Source organism: uncultured Eudoraea sp. (assembly GCF_947258925.1).
Lineage (GTDB): Bacteria > Bacteroidota > Bacteroidia > Flavobacteriales > Flavobacteriaceae > Eudoraea.
Map to the genome: position 1 here is coordinate 62,517 of NZ_CAMYKG010000002.1, position 18,123 is coordinate 80,639.

Annotated in this window: 17 protein-coding genes; 10 read left to right on the plus strand and 7 right to left on the minus strand. The window is 37.0% G+C overall.

The features are described 5' to 3' along the window. Window positions 1-86: 86 nt before the first annotated feature. Window positions 87-2,579 (minus strand): DUF5686 family protein, encoded by a 2,493-nt coding sequence (locus Q0X77_RS00965; protein ID WP_297791940.1) that lies wholly within the window; start codon window positions 2,577-2,579, stop codon window positions 87-89. A 159-nt stretch (window positions 2,580-2,738) separates the two neighbouring features. Further along, window positions 2,739-3,716 (minus strand): pyruvate dehydrogenase complex E1 component subunit beta, encoded by a 978-nt coding sequence (locus Q0X77_RS00970; RefSeq protein ID WP_297791942.1) that lies wholly within the window; start codon window positions 3,714-3,716, stop codon window positions 2,739-2,741. Window positions 3,717-3,900: 184 nt separating this feature from the next. Here Q0X77_RS00970 and Q0X77_RS00975 point away from each other — a divergent pair, with 184 nt between their 5' ends. From Q0X77_RS00975 to Q0X77_RS01010, 8 genes are all read left to right on the plus strand, one after another. Continuing rightward, window positions 3,901-4,647 (plus strand): electron transfer flavoprotein subunit beta/FixA family protein, encoded by a 747-nt coding sequence (locus Q0X77_RS00975; RefSeq protein ID WP_297791944.1) that lies wholly within the window; start codon window positions 3,901-3,903, stop codon window positions 4,645-4,647. A gap of 58 nt (window positions 4,648-4,705) precedes the next feature. Further along, the gene (locus tag Q0X77_RS00980; RefSeq protein WP_297791946.1) at window positions 4,706-5,674 is read left to right on the plus strand and encodes an electron transfer flavoprotein subunit alpha/FixB family protein; all 969 of its coding nucleotides are present in this window, start codon (window positions 4,706-4,708) and stop codon (window positions 5,672-5,674) included. An 85-nt stretch (window positions 5,675-5,759) separates the two neighbouring features. Beyond that, a complete protein-coding gene (locus tag Q0X77_RS00985) occupies window positions 5,760-6,389 on the plus strand; it encodes a bifunctional nuclease family protein (RefSeq protein WP_297791948.1) in 630 nt (209 codons plus the stop codon). A gap of 153 nt (window positions 6,390-6,542) precedes the next feature. Continuing rightward, window positions 6,543-7,871 carry a nucleoside transporter C-terminal domain-containing protein gene (locus Q0X77_RS00990; protein ID WP_297792014.1) on the plus strand — a complete coding sequence of 443 codons (1,329 nt, stop codon included), beginning with the start codon at window positions 6,543-6,545 and terminating at the stop codon, window positions 7,869-7,871. A gap of 84 nt (window positions 7,872-7,955) precedes the next feature. Beyond that, on the plus strand, window positions 7,956-8,780 hold the full coding sequence (locus tag Q0X77_RS00995; protein ID WP_297791950.1) for a thymidylate synthase: 825 nt from the start codon (window positions 7,956-7,958) through the stop codon (window positions 8,778-8,780). A 57-nt stretch (window positions 8,781-8,837) separates the two neighbouring features. After that, window positions 8,838-9,998: an ergothioneine biosynthesis protein EgtB gene (gene egtB, locus Q0X77_RS01000; RefSeq protein ID WP_297791952.1), complete on the plus strand. Its 1,161-nt coding sequence runs from the start codon at window positions 8,838-8,840 to the stop codon at window positions 9,996-9,998. A gap of 16 nt (window positions 9,999-10,014) precedes the next feature. Beyond that, window positions 10,015-10,983 carry an L-histidine N(alpha)-methyltransferase gene (gene egtD / locus Q0X77_RS01005; protein ID WP_297791954.1) on the plus strand — a complete coding sequence of 323 codons (969 nt, stop codon included), beginning with the start codon at window positions 10,015-10,017 and terminating at the stop codon, window positions 10,981-10,983. A gap of 2 nt (window positions 10,984-10,985) precedes the next feature. After that, window positions 10,986-11,267 carry a DUF427 domain-containing protein gene (locus tag Q0X77_RS01010; RefSeq protein WP_297791956.1) on the plus strand — a complete coding sequence of 94 codons (282 nt, stop codon included), beginning with the start codon at window positions 10,986-10,988 and terminating at the stop codon, window positions 11,265-11,267. Window positions 11,268-11,319: 52 nt separating this feature from the next. On the opposite strand, the gene Q0X77_RS01015 is transcribed toward Q0X77_RS01010, so the two are convergent. Continuing rightward, window positions 11,320-11,616 (minus strand): isoamylase early set domain-containing protein, encoded by a 297-nt coding sequence (locus Q0X77_RS01015; protein WP_297791958.1) that lies wholly within the window; start codon window positions 11,614-11,616, stop codon window positions 11,320-11,322. Window positions 11,617-12,047: 431 nt separating this feature from the next. Here Q0X77_RS01015 and Q0X77_RS01020 point away from each other — a divergent pair, with 431 nt between their 5' ends. Then, window positions 12,048-12,431, plus strand: a complete 384-nt coding sequence (locus Q0X77_RS01020) for a 2TM domain-containing protein (protein ID WP_297791960.1) — start codon at window positions 12,048-12,050, stop codon at window positions 12,429-12,431. Then, a complete protein-coding gene (locus Q0X77_RS01025) occupies window positions 12,431-12,943 on the plus strand; it encodes a dihydrofolate reductase (RefSeq protein ID WP_297791962.1) in 513 nt (170 codons plus the stop codon). The genes Q0X77_RS01020 and Q0X77_RS01025 overlap by 1 nt, the downstream gene beginning before the upstream one ends. A gap of 66 nt (window positions 12,944-13,009) precedes the next feature. Here Q0X77_RS01025 and murI read toward each other — a convergent pair whose 3' ends face one another. The 4 genes from murI to Q0X77_RS01045 form a co-directional block, all read right to left on the minus strand. Further along, a complete protein-coding gene (gene murI, locus Q0X77_RS01030; RefSeq protein WP_297791964.1) occupies window positions 13,010-13,798 on the minus strand; it encodes a glutamate racemase in 789 nt (262 codons plus the stop codon). Window positions 13,799-14,031: 233 nt separating this feature from the next. Continuing rightward, a complete protein-coding gene (locus Q0X77_RS01035) occupies window positions 14,032-14,541 on the minus strand; it encodes an OmpH family outer membrane protein (RefSeq protein ID WP_297791966.1) in 510 nt (169 codons plus the stop codon). Between the two features lie 48 nt (window positions 14,542-14,589). Further along, on the minus strand, window positions 14,590-15,414 hold the full coding sequence (locus Q0X77_RS01040) for an OmpH family outer membrane protein (protein WP_297791968.1): 825 nt from the start codon (window positions 15,412-15,414) through the stop codon (window positions 14,590-14,592). A 99-nt stretch (window positions 15,415-15,513) separates the two neighbouring features. Then, a complete protein-coding gene (locus Q0X77_RS01045) occupies window positions 15,514-18,120 on the minus strand; it encodes a POTRA domain-containing protein (RefSeq protein WP_297791970.1) in 2,607 nt (868 codons plus the stop codon). Window positions 18,121-18,123 lie beyond the last annotated feature (3 nt).

Genomic DNA, 18,123 nt, shown 5'->3' on the forward strand with positions numbered 1-18,123 from the left:
CTAGTTAGTTATTTACAATTTAAAACGGGTGCAAAAGTAGTAAAACAGATTAGAATAAAAAAGCTTAAATACGTTCCCTCAAGGATTTAAAAACTAAAACCAAAAGTTCCTTTAACACTAAAAGAGCGAGCACCCGGATTTTCCAGATAATTACCCCTGAAGTTAAAATCAATTCTAAAAATCTTGAAGATATTCCCAATACCAAAGGAGTATTCCCAATAAATCTTATCAGAAGGAGCCATTAACGGAATGTTTGTCGGGCTGCTGAGCAAAATATTATCGTCGGACAAAGTACCCCACGCCCCCCTTAAACCTACTATTTCTCTTAAATTCCAATTTCGTATTAGGGGAATCCTTGAAAAAATCCGCCCATTAAAATTGTGTTCCAGATGAACAGTAGCATAGGTATCTGTTACAAATTCATAAAAATTCAGATTCGGGAATGTATTATAAATGGTCCACAAGGTTTGGTTTCCCGGTATTACACTCAGCAGGCCAAGTGGAACAGCACCAAAGGTTTTACCTACTTCAACAGTACTAAGCAGCCTTCCAAAACCACCTATTTGCCAAGGTTGGGTGTATGAAAATTGAATTTTTTCAAACTCAAAATCACTTTGAAAAAAACCTTTTAGCCCCTTCGTGTAATTCAGTAAAAGAGTGCTGTAGTTATCATTTACATTTCTGCGTTCCACACCATTACCAATCGTTCGTTTACCGGGGGTATATAATAATATGGTGTTTAATTCAAACTGTTGAATCTCGGAAGATATTCCTGTTGGAGATGAGGGATCAAGATAATCAAGGCTAAATGCATCGGGTAGCGCTGAACTCAGGGTACGATATGAACTTCCGAATCGAATTCTTAAATTAGTAACCGGTTCAATATCTACGTTGAATGTGGTCAGGTTTATGTTGGTAAGTCTGTCATTAGCCCCCACCGTAAAAATTGCTGAAGAAGCTACACTCCTGCCAAGAACATCAGTGGTTTGTGTAAGGTTAATTCCCAATTGTTCTATATCTCTTCGGTTACCACCGGATAATATAAGCCTGGTTTTTTTATCTATCAGCCATTTACCGGAGAAGCCATGCTTGAATTTTTCATCTTTAAAGCCGTATGCGAGGTAGCCTTCAAGACGCCAGGGATCATTTTGCCCAAAATAGGTTCGGGCACCGCCTCTTAACCTAATTCCCTCTGCCTCGTTATATCCAAAACCACTGTAAATGCTACCCAGGTCTATATTCCATCTATCAATCTCAACGTAGCCAGAGCCTAGAATACTTACAATGTTATAAGCAGTATTAAAACGGGGGACTGTTTTTAAGGTATCCAAAAGCGCATATATGCCCTGCTCGTCTTTATTGAGAGATTCCAACCTGTTATTTTCCCAGAATACGCTATCCCTTTCAAAGGTTATCGGATTAAAGGGGTCTGTTTTGTTTTTATAGAATTTTTTGGGTTTAACTATATCAAATTTATAATTCCCATAAACCGTAGTTCTTTTTCCATATACACCCTTCGATTCCTCTTTTTTAAAGAGGCTGAAATCGCTAAGCATATAGTCTCTTTTTAATAAAAATACGGAATCATTGACTACTTCAAATTCCTGTTCGATATAGATTTCCTTCACCCAGTTTATATTGGCACTTTTTGTAACCTCCAGGTTTATTTTCTTTACGGCAAAAGTTGAATCATTTACCCAAAAATCACCTTTAAACGTGAGTTCATTTTTGCGCCTGGGGTAATAAATAATGTGGTAACACCATTTATTCTCTATAAATGCACTATCAGAAAGCACATAATTATAAGCGTCAATACCCGCCTCAGAAACGGGACTGGGAAAACTCTTGTCAAAAAACTTTAAATACTTATCGTATATATCATATTCTGAATAAAGATCCTTTACGAATCCTATTATTGCCTGATTATTGCTAAATCCGGAATTTTTATTTCCTAAGACATCTTCCTTGTTCTGAGAAAGAATGTTATCTCCATAGACTTTGCTTGAGGTTTCATTTAAAAAAATTGGCAGATATGTTTTCCCGGTAATTCTTGATGTATCAAGATCCTTAAATACAAATTCCATTCCTTTGAAAAGCTTGCTTTTCATCATGGCACTATCAATGGAATTAAGGTCAAATTCGATCTTTTCATATTTATCATACTGATATTGATCAAACATCCGAAGTCCATTAATCTTCTTCTTTGCCCATATTTTCTTCAGGATATCTATCGCCGGATTGTTCTTCTTAGATTGTTTTCCAACATATACCACTACTTCATCCAGCCGTTCTCCCTGCAACAATATAACTTTGAGATTATAATTTACCCGTTTGGGAAGTTCTAATTCTACAGTTTGATAGCCAATAAAAGATACGAGAAGTGAACTATAATTTTTTGCAGATTCCAAATAGAATAAGCCGTCCTCATTGGTTATAGCACCCTCAGTAGAGCCTTTATATACGACATTCGCAAAGGCTACTGGTTGTCCATCCTCATCCACGACAATGCCACCTGCTTTGGTCTGAGACCAGATAAATAAGGGACATAGAACAATAATGAATAAAAGGAATCTTTTCATTAGTATGGTACATTGCAATTCTCGATCCAAAATAGTCGAAAACGCAAAATTAGCTTTAAAGGTTTAGGGTAGATTGACTTCGAATAGAATTCCTTTTATAAAAAAGCTCCGTACGCACTTTGTCGACGAAGCTAAGATTCCTTTACAAAATAACTTTATTTATTTATATAACACCTTTTTAACAGCCTTGATTACATCCTTATGGTTAGGCAGCCATTCTTCCAGTAATACAGGAGAATAAGGTGCAGGTGTATCTGCAGTATTTATTTTCACAACCGGGGCATCCAGATAATCAAATGCCTCTGATTGAACCAAATACGTTATCTCCGTTGCCACATTTCCAAATGGCCATGCCTCTTCAAGAACAACTAATCTGTTTGTTTTCTTTATAGATTTCAATATGGCTTCACGATCCATTGGTTTTACTGTGCGAAGATCAATAATTTCACAGCTGATGTCTTCTTTCTCTAATTCGTCGGCCGCTTTATAAGCCTCTTTAATAATTTTTCCAAAAGAAACGATTGTAACATCTTTGCCCTCCCTTTTTATTTCAGCTACTCCAAGAGGTATAGTATACTCACCTTCAGGAACCTCACCTTTATCACCATACATTTGTTCAGACTCCATAAAGATAACAGGGTCATCATCGCGAATAGAAGCCTTCAACAGTCCTTTGGCGTCATTTGGATTCGATGGCACAACAACTTTCAAGCCTGGACAGTTGGCAAACCAACTTTCAAATGCTTGTGAATGTGTTGCCGCTAATTGACCCGCTGAACCAGTTGGTCCACGAAAGACAATCGGACAATTAAATTGCCCTCCCGACATCTGCCTGATTTTTGCAGCATTATTTATAATCTGATCTATCCCCACGAGGGCAAAGTTAAAAGTCATGAATTCTATAATAGGCCTATTGCCGTTCATTGCAGATCCAACACCTATTCCGGCAAAACCCAATTCAGAAATTGGTGTATCCAAAACACGATCCGGACCAAATTCATCCAACATTCCCTTAGATGCCTTATAGGCTCCATTATATTCCGCAACCTCCTCACCCATCAAATAAATGGATTCATCTCTTCGCATTTCTTCTGTCATTGCCTCGGCAATTGCTTCCCTAAATTGTATGGTTTTCATCTGATTCTGATCCCTTGTTTAAATATTTCATTTTAAAATGCCAACAAAAATAGGAAAATATCTACCAAATAGCCCTTCCATAGAATTAAAAAAAGATACAAAATTTACTATGCATGCATAGTAAATTTGAAAATTAATGGTTATCTTAGCACCCTCTTTTAGAATCCATAAACGTCAAATAAATATGAAGATATTAGTTTGTATCAGCAATGTACCGGATACTACTTCCAAAATCAACTTTACTGAGGACAATACCAGTTTTGACACCCACGGTGTACAATTTGTGATTAATCCAAATGATGAATTCGGTTTAACCAGAGCCATGTGGTTCAAAGAAAAACAAGGTGCTACTATCCATGTAGCCACGGTGGGTGGCCCTGAAGTTGAGCCCACAATTAGGAAAGCCCTGGCTATTGGTGCAGATGAGGCGATGAGGGTTAATGCAGAACCTACAGACGGTCTGTTTGTAGCGCATCAACTTGCTGAGGTTATTAAAAATGGTTCATATGATCTTATAATAGCCGGTAGAGAATCTATAGATTACAATGGCGGTATGGTTCCCGGTATGATAGCTGCTATGCTTAATTATAACTTTGTAAATACCTGTATAGACCTGGAAATTGATGGAAATACTGCTACTGCGGTTCGGGAAATTGATGGTGGTAAGGAAAAGATTTCAACATCGCTTCCCCTAATAATTGGAGGTCAAAAGGGTCTTGTTGAGGAAAGCGACTTACGTATACCAAATATGCGAGGTATTATGATGGCAAGGCAAAAGAAACTAAGCGTTCTCGAACCGATTGAAGCTATTCATGGTACGGGTGATATTGAATTTGAAAAACCCGCGGTTAAAGGGGCTGTTAAATTGGTAAATGCAGATGATATTAACCAATTGATTGATCTCCTGCACAATGAAGCAAAGGTTATATAACTACAAACTTAGATTTTAAAATTCATCTGGATTTATAAGTAATATTTAAAAGTAAATTATGTCAGTACTAGTTTATACAGAATCCGATAACGGAAAATTCAAAAAAAATGCCTTTGAGGCCGCTTCTTATGCCCACAAGTTAGCCGAACAATTAAATACATCGGTGACAGCAATAACTATCAATGCTACTAATTCAGAGGAAATTGGAAATTATGGGGTATCAAAAATATTGAAAGTTACCAATGATAAATTAGCTGTGTTTAATGCAAAAGCCTTTGCGACAACTGTTGCTCAGGCAGCTGAAAAGGAAGGAGCTAAGGCTGTGGTAGTAAGCTCCAGTACAGATTCTAAATATATGGCTTCTGTAATGGCAGGGGTATTGGGTGCAGGATACTGCCCCAATGTTGTTGCTCCACCCCTGAGTATCAATCCTATTGTCGTCAAAAGAACTGCATTCAGTAACAAAGGTTTTGCGCATACCCAGTTCAAGACGGATATAAGCATCATTGGGGTATCTAACAATGCCTATGGGGTATTTGAAAACAAGTTAAGCCCGGTAGTGGAAGACTTTGATCCTAGTTTAAATGAGTCTGAGTTTGCGGTAAAATCTGATAATATTGACAAAGTTGTTGGCAAGGCCACTATTGCTGATGCCGATATCGTTGTATCTGGAGGAAGGGGATTAAAAGGACCTGAAAATTGGGGCATGATCGAAGAATTAGCAGATATACTTGGTGCGGCTACGGCTTGTTCTAAACCTGTTTCAGACATGGGATGGCGTTCTCATAGTGAACATGTTGGACAAACGGGAAAACCTGTTGCCAGTAATCTTTATATAGCTATCGGAATATCGGGTGCCATACAGCATCTGGCGGGAATCAACGCATCTAAAGTTAAAGTTGTGATCAATACCGATCCTGAGGCACCATTTTTTAAGGCTGCGGATTATGGCGTGGTGGGTGATGCCTTCGAAGTAGTACCTGAACTCATTGAAAAATTAAAGGAATTTAAGGCCCAAAACGCTTAATTTTTGTTAATTTGTGCCCTTAAAAGGCTGTTAAAATATTTGGACAACGCTTATTTAAGCAGCCCCCGGTGGTTAACATATAGTTATGAGCTTAGTCAGGTTGAAAATAAAAGGGATTTCCTATAGCCAAACTCAAAATGGGGCTTATGCACTTATTCTTAATGAAGTGGATGGCGATAGAAAATTACCTATTGTAATCGGGGCATTCGAAGCACAGTCCATTGCCATCGCTTTAGAAAAAGAAATAAAACCACCAAGGCCCTTAACTCATGATCTATTCAAAAATTTTGCGGATCGGTTTGATATAGTAGTCAAACAAGTTATAATTCATAAGTTGGTTGATGGTGTCTTTTACTCGAGTATTATATGCGAGCGTGATAAAATTGAAGAAATAATAGACGCCAGAACCAGCGACGCGATTGCTCTTGCACTTCGTTTTAGCGCACCCATTTTTACCTATAAGACCATTTTGGACAAAGCTGGAATTTTCCTTAAGTTTTCATCGAAAGATAAAGACAAGGAAGAGGGCGATGATAGCATTGTAGTTGATGAAATCCTTCAGGAAGGTGAAACTGTGGAAATAGATCCGGGTTCAACTGCTCCATATAAAGAATTAAGCCTGGAAGAGCTAAACAAAGAATTAGACAAGGCCGTTGCCAGCGAAGATTATGAAAAAGCTGCAAAACTGAGGGACGAAATTTCCAAACGCAATTGATAATCTAGCAGCTCATTTATGAACCTTAGGTTTTGGATTCTTTTAATTCTATTATGTATTTCATTCCCTTTGCTAGCACAGACAGCTCTTGCACCTGATTCCCTTGCAACTGCAATTGACACCACTACTTTGGATGACATTTCAAACGAATCAATGGAAGTAATTATCCCTAACCAGGGATTTTCGTTGGACTCATTTGGGAGAGGTGTTTTAGGAATGTTTATCCTTATTCTGATATCCTATATTTTCAGCGCAAATCGAAAAATGATTAATTGGAAAACGGTTGCTATAGGTATTAGTATTCAACTCCTTCTTGCCATAGGCATTTTAAAAGTTCCTCTGATTCAGGGTATTTTTAGGGCTGCAGGTCAATTTTTTGTAAATATTCTTGATTATACCCTTGCGGGAAGTGAATTTTTACTGGGGAACTTATTAAATGTAGACAATCCTAATATTGGCTACGTTTTTGCATTCCAAATTTTACCAACCATCATATTCTTTTCTGCACTTACTTCGGTGTTATTTTATTTGGGAATTATCCAAAAGATTGTCAGGGCCCTGGCTTGGTTGCTCACAAAAACACTAGGTATTTCAGGCGCTGAAAGTCTATCTATTGCAGGTAATATCTTCCTTGGGCAGACAGAAGCGCCTCTGCTGATTAAAGCATATTTAGAGAAAATGAACCGCTCGGAAATTCTATTGGTCATGATAGGAGGAATGGCTACTGTTGCAGGTGGAGTATTGGCGGCATATATCGGGTTTCTTGGTGGTACTGATGAAATGCTTCGGTTAGAATTCGCGCGACATTTATTGGCGGCCTCCGTAATGGCGGCCCCAGGTGCAATTGTTATATCTAAAATATTGTATCCACAAACAGAAGCTGTTAACCAGGAGATTCACATATCTAATGAAAAGATAGGTTCCAATCTGCTTGATGCAATCGCAAACGGAACTACAGAAGGACTAAAGCTGGCCGTAAATGTTGGGGCTATGTTGTTAGTTTTTATAGCATTTATTGCCATGATCAATGGAATATTGGGCTGGTTTGGGGACATTACCACGCTTAATGAATGGATTGCTGCCCACACGGTATACGATTCTTTTTCACTGGAAGCCATTTTAGGGGCGGTCTTTGCTCCTTTAATGTGGCTCATTGGGGTAAATACCCAGGATATTATGCTGATGGGTCAATTGCTGGGTATAAAACTGGCTGCCAGTGAATTTGTTGGCTACATACAATTAGCAGAATTAAAAAACGTCCTAAACCCTACACATTTTGCTTTTAATAAATCTATTATTATGGGCACATACATGTTATGTGGTTTTGCTAATTTTGCTTCAATCGGAATTCAAATTGGAGGCATAGGTTCATTAGCCCCGGGCCAGAGAACTACGCTTTCCGAATTTGGAATGCGTGCAGTATTAGGCGGAACCCTCGCTTCTTTACTTTCGGCGACAATTGCCGGTATGATTCTTGGATAGACACTTTGGTTAATAAGTTTTTAAAATTAGAAAACTAATCATATCTATCTTTCACTAATTTCGTTTCTGAAAGTTTATTTTGTTATGAAACAATACCACGATCTACTAAAACATGTTCTCGAAAATGGTGCGCAAAAATCTGACAGGACCGGAACCGGGACGTACAGTGTCTTTGGATATCAAATGCGATTTGATCTCAGTAAGGGATTCCCTATGGTTACCACAAAAAAATTGCATTTAAAATCTATTATATATGAGTTACTTTGGTTTTTAAAAGGAGATACCAATATAAAGTATCTGCAGGAAAATGGGGTACGCATCTGGAACGAATGGGCAGATGAAGATGGGGAATTAGGACCTGTTTATGGGCACCAATGGCGCAATTGGAACGGGGAGCACATAGACCAGATTTCATTGGTCATTAAAGGCTTAAAAGAAAATCCGGATAGCCGCAGGATGCTTGTATCTGCATGGAACCCAAGCGTCTTACCCGATACTTCGAAATCTTTTTCAGAAAATGTAGCAAATGGTAAAGCGGCTCTTCCGCCTTGTCATGCTTTTTTCCAGTTCTATGTTTCAGATGGAAAACTATCTTGTCAGTTATATCAGCGAAGTGCAGACATTTTTTTAGGTGTACCATTTAATATTGCCTCCTATGCGCTATTCACAATGATGATGGCTCAGGTATGCGGTTATGCCCCGGGAGAGTTTATCCATACTTTTGGTGATGCACACATATATACTAATCACCTGGAACAAATTGAACTTCAACTAAGCAGAGAACCCAGATCATTGCCAAAGATGGTGCTTAATCCGGAAGTCAAAAATATCTTTGATTTTAAATTTGAAGATTTTAGTTTATTGTATTATGACCCTTATCCTCACATAAAAGGGACTGTTGCCGTATAATTAGAAAGTCTTTTATCTAAATGTAGAATTTCCTATATTTAAGGGAAAAATTGCAACATGCTCCTAACTGAGACCTGCCTGGACTCCTTTATAATTACCCGGAAAGAAAGTGAAACTATTTGTGCTCCCCTGGAAATTGAGGATTATGTGGTTCAACCGGTGGAAGATGTTTCACCGCCTAAATGGCATCTTGGACACACTACCTGGTTTTTTGAAGAGTTTCTTCTAAAACCCTATTCCCAGGGTTATAAGGTTTTCGATGAAGACTTTTCATTTGTATTCAACAGCTATTATGAAACTGTGGGTAAAAGAGTGATCAGGGCCGATCGTGGCAATCTTTCCAGACCATCGGTTCAAAAAGTATATGCTTACAGAAAATACGTCACGAATGCTATCGAAGTGCTGTTAACAAATAATACAGATGAGAATCTGCTGCAACTTTTGGAAATTGGCATACATCACGAGAAACAGCATCAGGAGCTTCTATTAACAGATATCAAATACATTTTAGGCAATAATCCTCTTTTACCTCTATACACGGATGAAATAAACGAGCATAAAACAGAAAATTACAATCAGGACTGGATTCCGATTGAGGCTGGGATTTATGAAATAGGACATGCCCTTGATACTTTTTGTTTTGACAATGAATTAGGCAGACATAAAGTGTATTTACAAGATTATGAAATCTCAAACAAACTGGTAACCAATACGGAATATTTACAATTCATAATAGGAGGAGGATATAACTCATTTGAATTATGGCATGCTGAAGGGTGGGACTGGTTGTGTAAAAATCAGATTTCTTCTCCTCTGTATTGGCACAATATTGACGGAGAATGGTACAACTACACTTTACAAGGACTGCAAAAAATTAATCCTGAAGCACCCATTTCACATCTTTCCTATTTCGAGGCTTTTGCTTTTGCCCAATGGAAGGCCTGCAGGTTACCAACAGAATTTGAATGGGAAGTTGCTAATAGATCTTTTAACTGGGGAACCCGATGGGAATGGACCGAAAGTGCTTACTTACCATACCCAGGTTATCGAAAAGCGGATGGTGCATTGGGCGAATATAATGGCAAATTTATGGTAAATCAGAAAGTACTGAGAGGTGGCTCTATTGCTACCCCATCCAATCACACCCGATCTACTTACCGCAACTTTTTTCAACCACATTTAAGATGGCAATATACCGGATTAAGGTTAGCCAAGTAATTCCGACAAAAGCAACATGCAACAAAAAACAACTTTGAATGCCACGTCTCAATTTCACAAGGACGTATATAAAGGCCTGAGTGATTTCCCCAAGCATTTATCATCAAAATATTTCTATGATGCCAGGGGAGATAAGCTATTTCAGGAAATTATGGCTATGCCAGAATATTACTTAACAAATTGTGAGTATCGAATACTTGATTTGTATAAGGATGAAATATGCAATGAATTTTTTAAAGGGTCAAAAGAATTTGATCTTATTGAACTTGGTGCAGGAGATGGGAAGAAAACAAAAATCCTATTAAAACATCTCGCCGTTCGGGAGATACCGTTCCAATACATCCCGATAGACATCAGTCAAAATGCGTTAAATCAACTTGAGAGTTCCATTAAAAATGAACTTCCAACTGTAAATGTGAAAGCTTTGCAGGGAACTTATTTTGAAACCCTGGAACAGTTGTGCAGCTTGCAGCATAAAAGGAAGGTCATTATGTTTTTAGGTTCAAATATCGGCAATTTATTACATCCCCAGGCGGTGGAATTCCTGATGAGCATACAGCAATTAATGGGTGAAGATGATCTTTTTTTTATTGGATTTGATCAAAAAAAGCATCCAAAAACCATTTTAGATGCCTATAACGATGCCTCAGGTATAACGGAACGATTTAATAAAAATTTGCTTGTCAGAATAAATAAAGAACTGGATGCGAATTTTGATCTGGACAAATTTATACATTGGGAAGTATATGATCCTGAAACTGGGACTGCTAAAAGTTATCTGGTCGCGAAGGAAAAACAGACCGTCTATATAAATGAGATAGATCTTACGGTCAGTTTTGAGGCATGGGAATCTATTCATACAGAAATATCTCAGAAATACGATGACCAAGTTGTATCATGGCTCGCTGATAAAGCAGGAATGCGAATAAGTAAAATATTCAGTGATGAAAATAAATTGTATAAAAACTATATTTTAAAAAAGTAGAAATGAAAGCTATTTGGAACGACACAGTTATTGCTGAAAGCAGCGATACCGTTATCATTGAAAACAATCATTATTTCCCTGAAGAAAGCATTAAAAAAGAATTTTTTAAGCCCAGCGATACGCACACTACATGTCCGTGGAAGGGAGAGGCTTCCTATTTTACACTCCAGGTCAACGGATTAGAAAATAAAGATGCAGCCTGGTATTATCCTGAGGTCAGCGAATTGGCAAGACAAATAGAGGGTAGGGTTGCCTTTTGGAAAGGTGTTAAAATTACACCATAAAAAAACCGGAACGTTCATAGAATGTTCCGGTTTAATTAATGCTAATTGTCAATTATAATTCCAAAACAGCATTTTCTGCACCAGCAAAATCATTCCACTGGTAACGGTCTGCTTCAGTCTCATTAACATAATTCCCGTCTACAAGGTATCTGAACTCGTAGCTAGTTTCTTTTGGTAAATCAAACGTTCCTTTAAAAGTTCCGTTTTTTAATTTTTTCAACATACTCCCTTTTGGGTTCCAATTGTTGAAATCTCCTACTACTGCAACTTTTTTTGCATCTTCAGCAGGTACTGTAAATGTAACTTTACATACCGGCTTAGTTTTTAAATATTGTTTTGCGATTGCCATAATTTTCTATTTTAAAATTTTCAACTGCAAAAGTAATACATTAAATGTCTCATTTACAATGATTAAAATCATATTTATTAATTTCTTAAAATATTAAAGCCTTTTAATTCACTTTGGTAAAAAGAGGCAGGTTCTTTTTGTAAGTAGATAATTCGTGCTTCACATTTCTAACTATTTCATAACGCGTAGCACTCTCTTTTAATACATTATAATCTTAGAAATTAGATTGTTAACCCCGAACCCTACCGGAATCGACCTTCTTTTTACACCATAAAAGGGTTAAGTTTTGTTAATCAGATAAACCGGGGATATAGTTTTTTTCATATGCTAGTCATAATTTTGAAAAGAACCTGACTTTAATTTATTTTAAATAAATGATCGCAAAAACAATTTTTTAATTGCTGTATCTTTGTAATTAAAGTAAGCTTGGAGTGTTTTCAGAGAATAAAAGTGATACAAAAATAGAGCTAGAGCAGCATGAGCAGCTGGAATATGCGCATAAGCGAATTAAACAGAAAAAAAATCTGTATGTTCATTTTGTGTTATTTCTAATCGGGAGCATATTTTTGATTTTAATTAATAAAGTTCTGAAATATGGAGAGGAATATAATTGGTTTGTTTGGGCTATTACTGTTTGGGCATTCTTATTAGTCGTGCATGTAATAAATGTATTTGTTATTCAAAAGTTTATGGGCATTGAATGGGAAAGGGAACAACGCCAAAAATTAGTAGCAAAACAAAGGCAGAGGATCAAAGAATTGCAAAAAGAAATTGAATCAGATTTTCCTTTATCCAATTTTAAAAAAAAAGATTAGTGGTTGAAATTGTGATGATAGCTGCCATTGGAAAGAATAATGGCTTAGGAAAAGATAATGATCTTATTTGGCATCTTCCGGATGATTTTAAACGTTTTAAGCAATTAACTACCGGTCATAAAATTATCATGGGTAGGAAAACTTTTGAAAGTTTTCCAAAACCCCTGCCAAATCGGACACATATAATCATTACACGGGACAAAAATTATACCGTTGATTTTTCCTCCTGCATTGTTGTATTTTCTATTAAAGAAGCTTTGGATCTTGTCCGAGATGATACCCTTGCCTACATTATTGGTGGAGGTGAAATTTATGATCTGGGGATGCCATATGCAGATGTCCTGGAAATTACGAGGGTGCATGAGAGCTTTGAGGCCGATACTTTTTTTCCTCACATAGATGAAAAATTATGGAAGCTGACCAAAGAAGAGTTTCACCCGCGAGATGAAAGACATAAACATGAATTCACTTATCTCACCTATCAAAGGCGGTTAAAAACAAAAACACCTTAAATTACAAAATCCCCCGAAAATCTATGCTTACAGTTGGATGAATAACTGAAGTGGGATTCTTAAGGCTTAAAAGTTTAAATATTCTATTTGTTTTAATTGATCAACATCCTCCAAAAATGAAGTTAAAATCCTTGTATCCTTATTGGTATAAAACTCGATTTTACCAGGTGTTTTACTAAAATTTTGCATTTGATTATCTTCAAGAACTACCTTCGTTTGCCTTGCAACTGCCGCACCACAGTCAATAACCTTAACACCGGGCGGTAATAATTCCCTCAAGACAGGAATTAAATAAGGATAATGGGTACAACCCAAAACAATATGATCCACATTTGCACTGAGCATGGGCTCCAAATACTTTATCAATAATTGCCTGGTCTCATCAGCGTTTATTTCTCCGGCTTCAATCAATGGAACAAGTCCTAATCCTTCCTGCTCAACAATGGTTATTTCACTAGCGTGATCTTTTGAAGTTTTTAAGAAGAGACTGCTACTCAAAGTCCCCTTGGTTGCCAATATTCCAACTCTTCCTGAACCTGAATTAAGTGCTGCCGGTTTAATCGCCGGTTCAATTCCTATAAAGGGGATGTCGTAATTATTTCGTAAATATGATATTGCATTAGTAGTAGCCGTATTACAGGCAACTACAACAAGCTTGCAGCCCTTACTTAGTAAAAGGTCAGTGTTCTTAATACATAAATCTATTATTTCTTCTTTGGTTTTTTGACCATAAGGTGCATTCTTACTATCAGCCAAATAAATGGTATTTTCAAAAGGAAGCAGCGCATGTATGGCCTTCCATATAGATGTACCTCCTACACCGGAATCAAAAATACCTATTGGTTGAGTGTTCATTTATAAAGTGAAATAATTTAAATAATAAGCCACAACAAAGTTATACATTCCTAAAACAAGCTATTGGTCTTCACCAAGATAATATCAATCCCCATTTTCAATTCTAATAGAACCATCCTCTGGCTCCTATTCAATTAATAGTTAAAAGCATCAAAGTAAGGTCTTCCTAAACAACATTAAACGAAAAAACCGTCCTTAGGGACGGTTTTACTAAACATTGAATTGAACAGAATTTAAAATCCTAATTCCTGTTTTACTTCCGCTAAAAGATCTTTGCCTTTGGCAACAATCAATCCCCCTCCTTGGGTTGCATCTATGACATAATCATAGCCTTGTGCTGTGGCAACTTTTTCGATGGCTGCTTTAGCTTTTATAGAAATTGGTTCAAACAATTCTGCTTGTTTCTTTGCTAATTCTTGTTGTGCGGCTTGTTGCGCTTCACCAATATTCTTTTCAAAACCCTGTAGTTCCTGAGCTCTTTTTTGATTCTCTTCTTCGGACTTTGAAGTTGCTTCATTGGAGTATTGGGTATATTTATTCTTTAGTTCTGTCATAGAACTTTCAATATCTGCCCTGTATGTTTCTTGCAATTTTTTTAATTCTGCCTGTGCAGCCTTCATTTCCGGCATCTCGCCCAATAATTCTGTTACATTAATGTGTGCAATTTTACTTTGGGCATTTACAAAGCTAGTAGCTGCTACTAATAATACTATGGCTATTGCTACTTTTTTAATTTGTTTCATGATCTTTGAATTTACTATTTAAGTGTTAATTAATTAAAATATTGAGTTTTAGATATTAGTTTCTTCGTTTTTTTTAATTTGTTCTTCCCTTTCCTTTAATTTTTCTTTCTTCTTTGCTTCCCGCTCCTCTAACAATTTTTTCCTTCTTTCTTCATATGCCTTTTTACGCTCCTCCCGTATCCTAAGCTGCTCTTCCCTCCGTTCTTCAGCACTTTTAGTTCTGGTCTCCTCAGCCTCTTTTGCCCTTGCTTGCCTCTCCAGGAGAGCATCACTTACTACCTCTTCATCCGGTTCTCCCTCAAAAGTTTCCAGCTGACTTTTCTTAGCCTTTGCTTTTGGTTTACTAACTTTTCTGGTCCTGGCAATACCTCTTAGCACCAAATCACTTATGTCATGCCTTTTTTGGGAGTACAACATTACGACATCCGCAGATTTATCAAAAATAAAATCGTATTTTTTATTTGATCCTATCTTTTGTACTTCATTAAAAACCTGGTCCTGAATTGGCTGAATTAATCTTTGTTTTTGCAAAACCAAATCTCCATTAGGTCCAAATCGGTTTTGTTGATATTCCAGCATTTCCTTTTCCAGAATTTGAATTTCTTCCTCCCGTTCTTCTATAAGTTCATTTGTCAATAAAACTTTCTCTGCCATTAAATCCTTCTTCATTTGCTCTACTTCGCTTTGCTTCTGCTCAACTTCTACTTTCCATCTTTGAACTTTGTTTTCTAATTGCTCAGTTGCATCCCGAAATTCTTCTACATTTTCAAGGATATACTCCATGTCTACATAACCTATTCTAACACCCCGTTGCGAAAACGTGTAAGATGACAGCAATAAACCTACAATTATTAAAAGAACATTTGTCTTCATCCTGAATTCGTTTTATTACACAGAAAATATCGTGCCAAAAATACTAATTATATTAAAATGAGTGGGTTACCTTTTCGTATTCTTGAAAAAATTCATTGGTCAGAACTGTTGCCCTATAATAAAGTGCGTTTGCCATCCGCTTGGACCAGTTCCAATCGATTGAGGTCTGAGATCCTCATCAAATCCATAACCAAAGTCAATTCCCAAAAGACCAAAGGCCGGCATAAAAATCCGGACCCCCACTCCGGCCGATCGTTTTACTTGAAACGGATTATATTCCTGAAAATTGTTGAAAGCGTTACCAGCTTCTAAAAAAGTTAGGGCATAAATTGACGCCGATGGCTTCAATGTTAAAGGATATCGCAATTCCAGAGAGTACTTATTATAAATGATACCACCATCTTGTTGCCCGGTAATAGGATCAATTGGTGTCAGGGAATTATTCTCATATCCTCTCAATTGAATAGTCTCCCTCCCATCTAAAGTGAAATTTCCCCCAAGACCATCACCTCCTAAGAAAAACCGTTCAAAGGGCACTTCCCCCACAGCACTATTATAACTTGCTAGAAACCCGAATTCTATATTTGTACGCAATACCAGCTTACCAACTATTCGGGTGTACCAATCTCCCTTAAACTTAATTTTAAAATATTCTAGCCACTTCCATCTTTCCTGCTCTATAGACTGTTGTTCTGAAACTTCTTCAGGTGTCAGGGGACGTTCCTGAGCAATTAAATTGAGTTCATTACTTCTATCTTTTAAAGCTCCAAAATCTTTATTACTGAAAAGTGAATAAGGAGGTGTTAACTTGGCGGTCATTTCGAAAATTGAACCCGACAAAGGGAATATTCTTCCCGGTCCTGCAGAACTCCTGGATAATCCCAAAGTGTACGCAATTGAATTTGATGTTCCGTTACCAAAATTAAAAAGACCAGAATTGTAGTTCTTAAAATCGTATAACTGATAACCCAGAGAGTGTGAGATCGTGAAAAAATCATCTGGCCATTGAAGTCTTTTGGCAAGTCCCATAGAGGCTCCTGTGATCGAAAATTGCTGATCTTTATCTACCTGTATCCTTCCGGAATTATCAAAAGATGCCAGGAATTGCTGAGTCCTCGAAAATGACATATTAAATCTAACAGGTTTTTTGCCGCCAAGCCAGGGTTCTGAAAAATTAAGACTGTATACCCTAAAAGTTCTACTCGCCTGTAAACGCAAAGCAAAAGTTTGCCCATCTCCCATAGGTACAGGTTTATAGGCCTTCCCATTAAAAATATTCCGAATTGAAAAATTATTAAAAGAGAGGCCAAGGGTACCAATAAATCCACCACCTCCATAACCACCCTGCACTTCAATCTGACTAGCACCTGATTCTACAAGATTATACTTCAAATCAACAGTACCGGCATTTGGATCAGGGTTTAGTATATCCGGTTTTATCTGTTCCGCATCAAAAAATCCAAGTTGTCCCAATTCCCTTACACTTCTAACAATATTGTCTTTGCTGTATTTTTGACCGGGACGAGTTCTTAGTTCCCTAAATATAACGTGATCATTAGTTTTGTCATTACCAGATACGTAGACATGATTTAAAAACGTTTCTTTCCCTTCAATAATCCTAATCTCAAAATTAATGGTATCATTCTGAGCTGAAACTTCAACCGGGTTTATCTGCGAAAATAAGTAACCATTATTTTGGTACAGATTAGTGATATCTTCTGCATCAGGCTTAGAATCATCGGCAATACGTTCTCTTAATAGTACTCCATTGTAGGTATCTCCTTTTTTTATACCCAATATTTGATTTAGTTGCCTATCTGTATAAACTGCATTTCCAACAAATTCTATTTCCCCAAAATAGTATTTATTTCCCTCCTCTACTTTAAGATCAATACTTATTTTCTTATCATTTATTATGGTGATGGAATCTGAGAGTATCCTGGCATCCCGATAACCCTTCTCTGCATATTTATCTATCATTGCCGCAAGGTCTTCCTGATAGTCGGCTTCAATATATTTTGATTTTTTCCAAACCCTTCCGAATTGTTGTTTTTTGGTATTTTTCAGGGCTTTTCGAAGCTTTTTATCAGAAAGCATCTTGTTCCCCTCGATGTTAATATTTTTAATTTTAACCTTACTCCCGGTTTTTATATTAACAACCATACTTTCCGCATTGGTTTCGGAAGTATCTACTGCTGTGGCTATAGTAACTTTAGTATTTAAATAACCATCTTTTCTATATTTATTCTGAATATAATTTCTTGTATTCGAGATAAAACTCTCAGTAACCTTCTTTCCTTTCTTAAGGTCAGTTTCCTTTATTATTTCATCTATTTTTTTCTTCTTAAGGCCATAAACGGTAACCTTGGACAAAGTAGGTCTCTCTACAATGTTCAGTTCCAGAAAAACCTTCTCCCCCTCAATATTGGAAATAAAAAACTCAATATCACTAAAGAGTTCAAGATCCCATAACTTTTTAATTACTTCACTAATCTGGTCACCCGGGAGGGTAATAGGCTGACCTTCCCGAAGTCCGGTAAAGGTTTTTACCGTTTGCTCATTATAGCTTTGAAGGCCTATAACTTCAATTCCCCCAAGAATATACTTTTTACCCGTGCCATAGGAAGTTTCCTGAGCAAAGCTGAAAGTAGTAAAAAGGAGTAGTATTAGTAAAATCAGAAGTTCAAGTGATATGAACTTAATCATACC

Bases quoted from the DNA above. Each gene is read 5' to 3' on its own strand.
- Q0X77_RS00965 (WP_297791940.1), bottom strand. From the start codon at position 2,579: ATGAAAAGATTCCTTTTATTCATTATTGTTCTATGTCCCTTATTTATC.
- Q0X77_RS00970 (WP_297791942.1), bottom strand. From the start codon at position 3,716: ATGAAAACCATACAATTTAGGGAAGCAATTGCCGAGGCAATGACAGAA.
- Q0X77_RS00975 (WP_297791944.1), top strand. From the start codon at position 3,901: ATGAAGATATTAGTTTGTATCAGCAATGTACCGGATACTACTTCCAAA.
- Q0X77_RS00980 (WP_297791946.1), top strand. From the start codon at position 4,706: ATGTCAGTACTAGTTTATACAGAATCCGATAACGGAAAATTCAAAAAA.
- Q0X77_RS00985 (WP_297791948.1), top strand. From the start codon at position 5,760: ATGAGCTTAGTCAGGTTGAAAATAAAAGGGATTTCCTATAGCCAAACT.
- Q0X77_RS00990 (WP_297792014.1), top strand. From the start codon at position 6,543: ATGGAAGTAATTATCCCTAACCAGGGATTTTCGTTGGACTCATTTGGG.
- Q0X77_RS00995 (WP_297791950.1), top strand. From the start codon at position 7,956: ATGAAACAATACCACGATCTACTAAAACATGTTCTCGAAAATGGTGCG.
- egtB (WP_297791952.1), top strand. From the start codon at position 8,838: ATGCTCCTAACTGAGACCTGCCTGGACTCCTTTATAATTACCCGGAAA.
- egtD (WP_297791954.1), top strand. From the start codon at position 10,015: ATGCAACAAAAAACAACTTTGAATGCCACGTCTCAATTTCACAAGGAC.
- Q0X77_RS01010 (WP_297791956.1), top strand. From the start codon at position 10,986: ATGAAAGCTATTTGGAACGACACAGTTATTGCTGAAAGCAGCGATACC.
- Q0X77_RS01015 (WP_297791958.1), bottom strand. From the start codon at position 11,616: ATGGCAATCGCAAAACAATATTTAAAAACTAAGCCGGTATGTAAAGTT.
- murI (WP_297791964.1), bottom strand. From the start codon at position 13,798: ATGAACACTCAACCAATAGGTATTTTTGATTCCGGTGTAGGAGGTACA.
- Q0X77_RS01035 (WP_297791966.1), bottom strand. From the start codon at position 14,541: ATGAAACAAATTAAAAAAGTAGCAATAGCCATAGTATTATTAGTAGCA.
- Q0X77_RS01040 (WP_297791968.1), bottom strand. From the start codon at position 15,414: ATGAAGACAAATGTTCTTTTAATAATTGTAGGTTTATTGCTGTCATCT.
- Q0X77_RS01045 (WP_297791970.1), bottom strand. From the start codon at position 18,120: ATGATTAAGTTCATATCACTTGAACTTCTGATTTTACTAATACTACTC.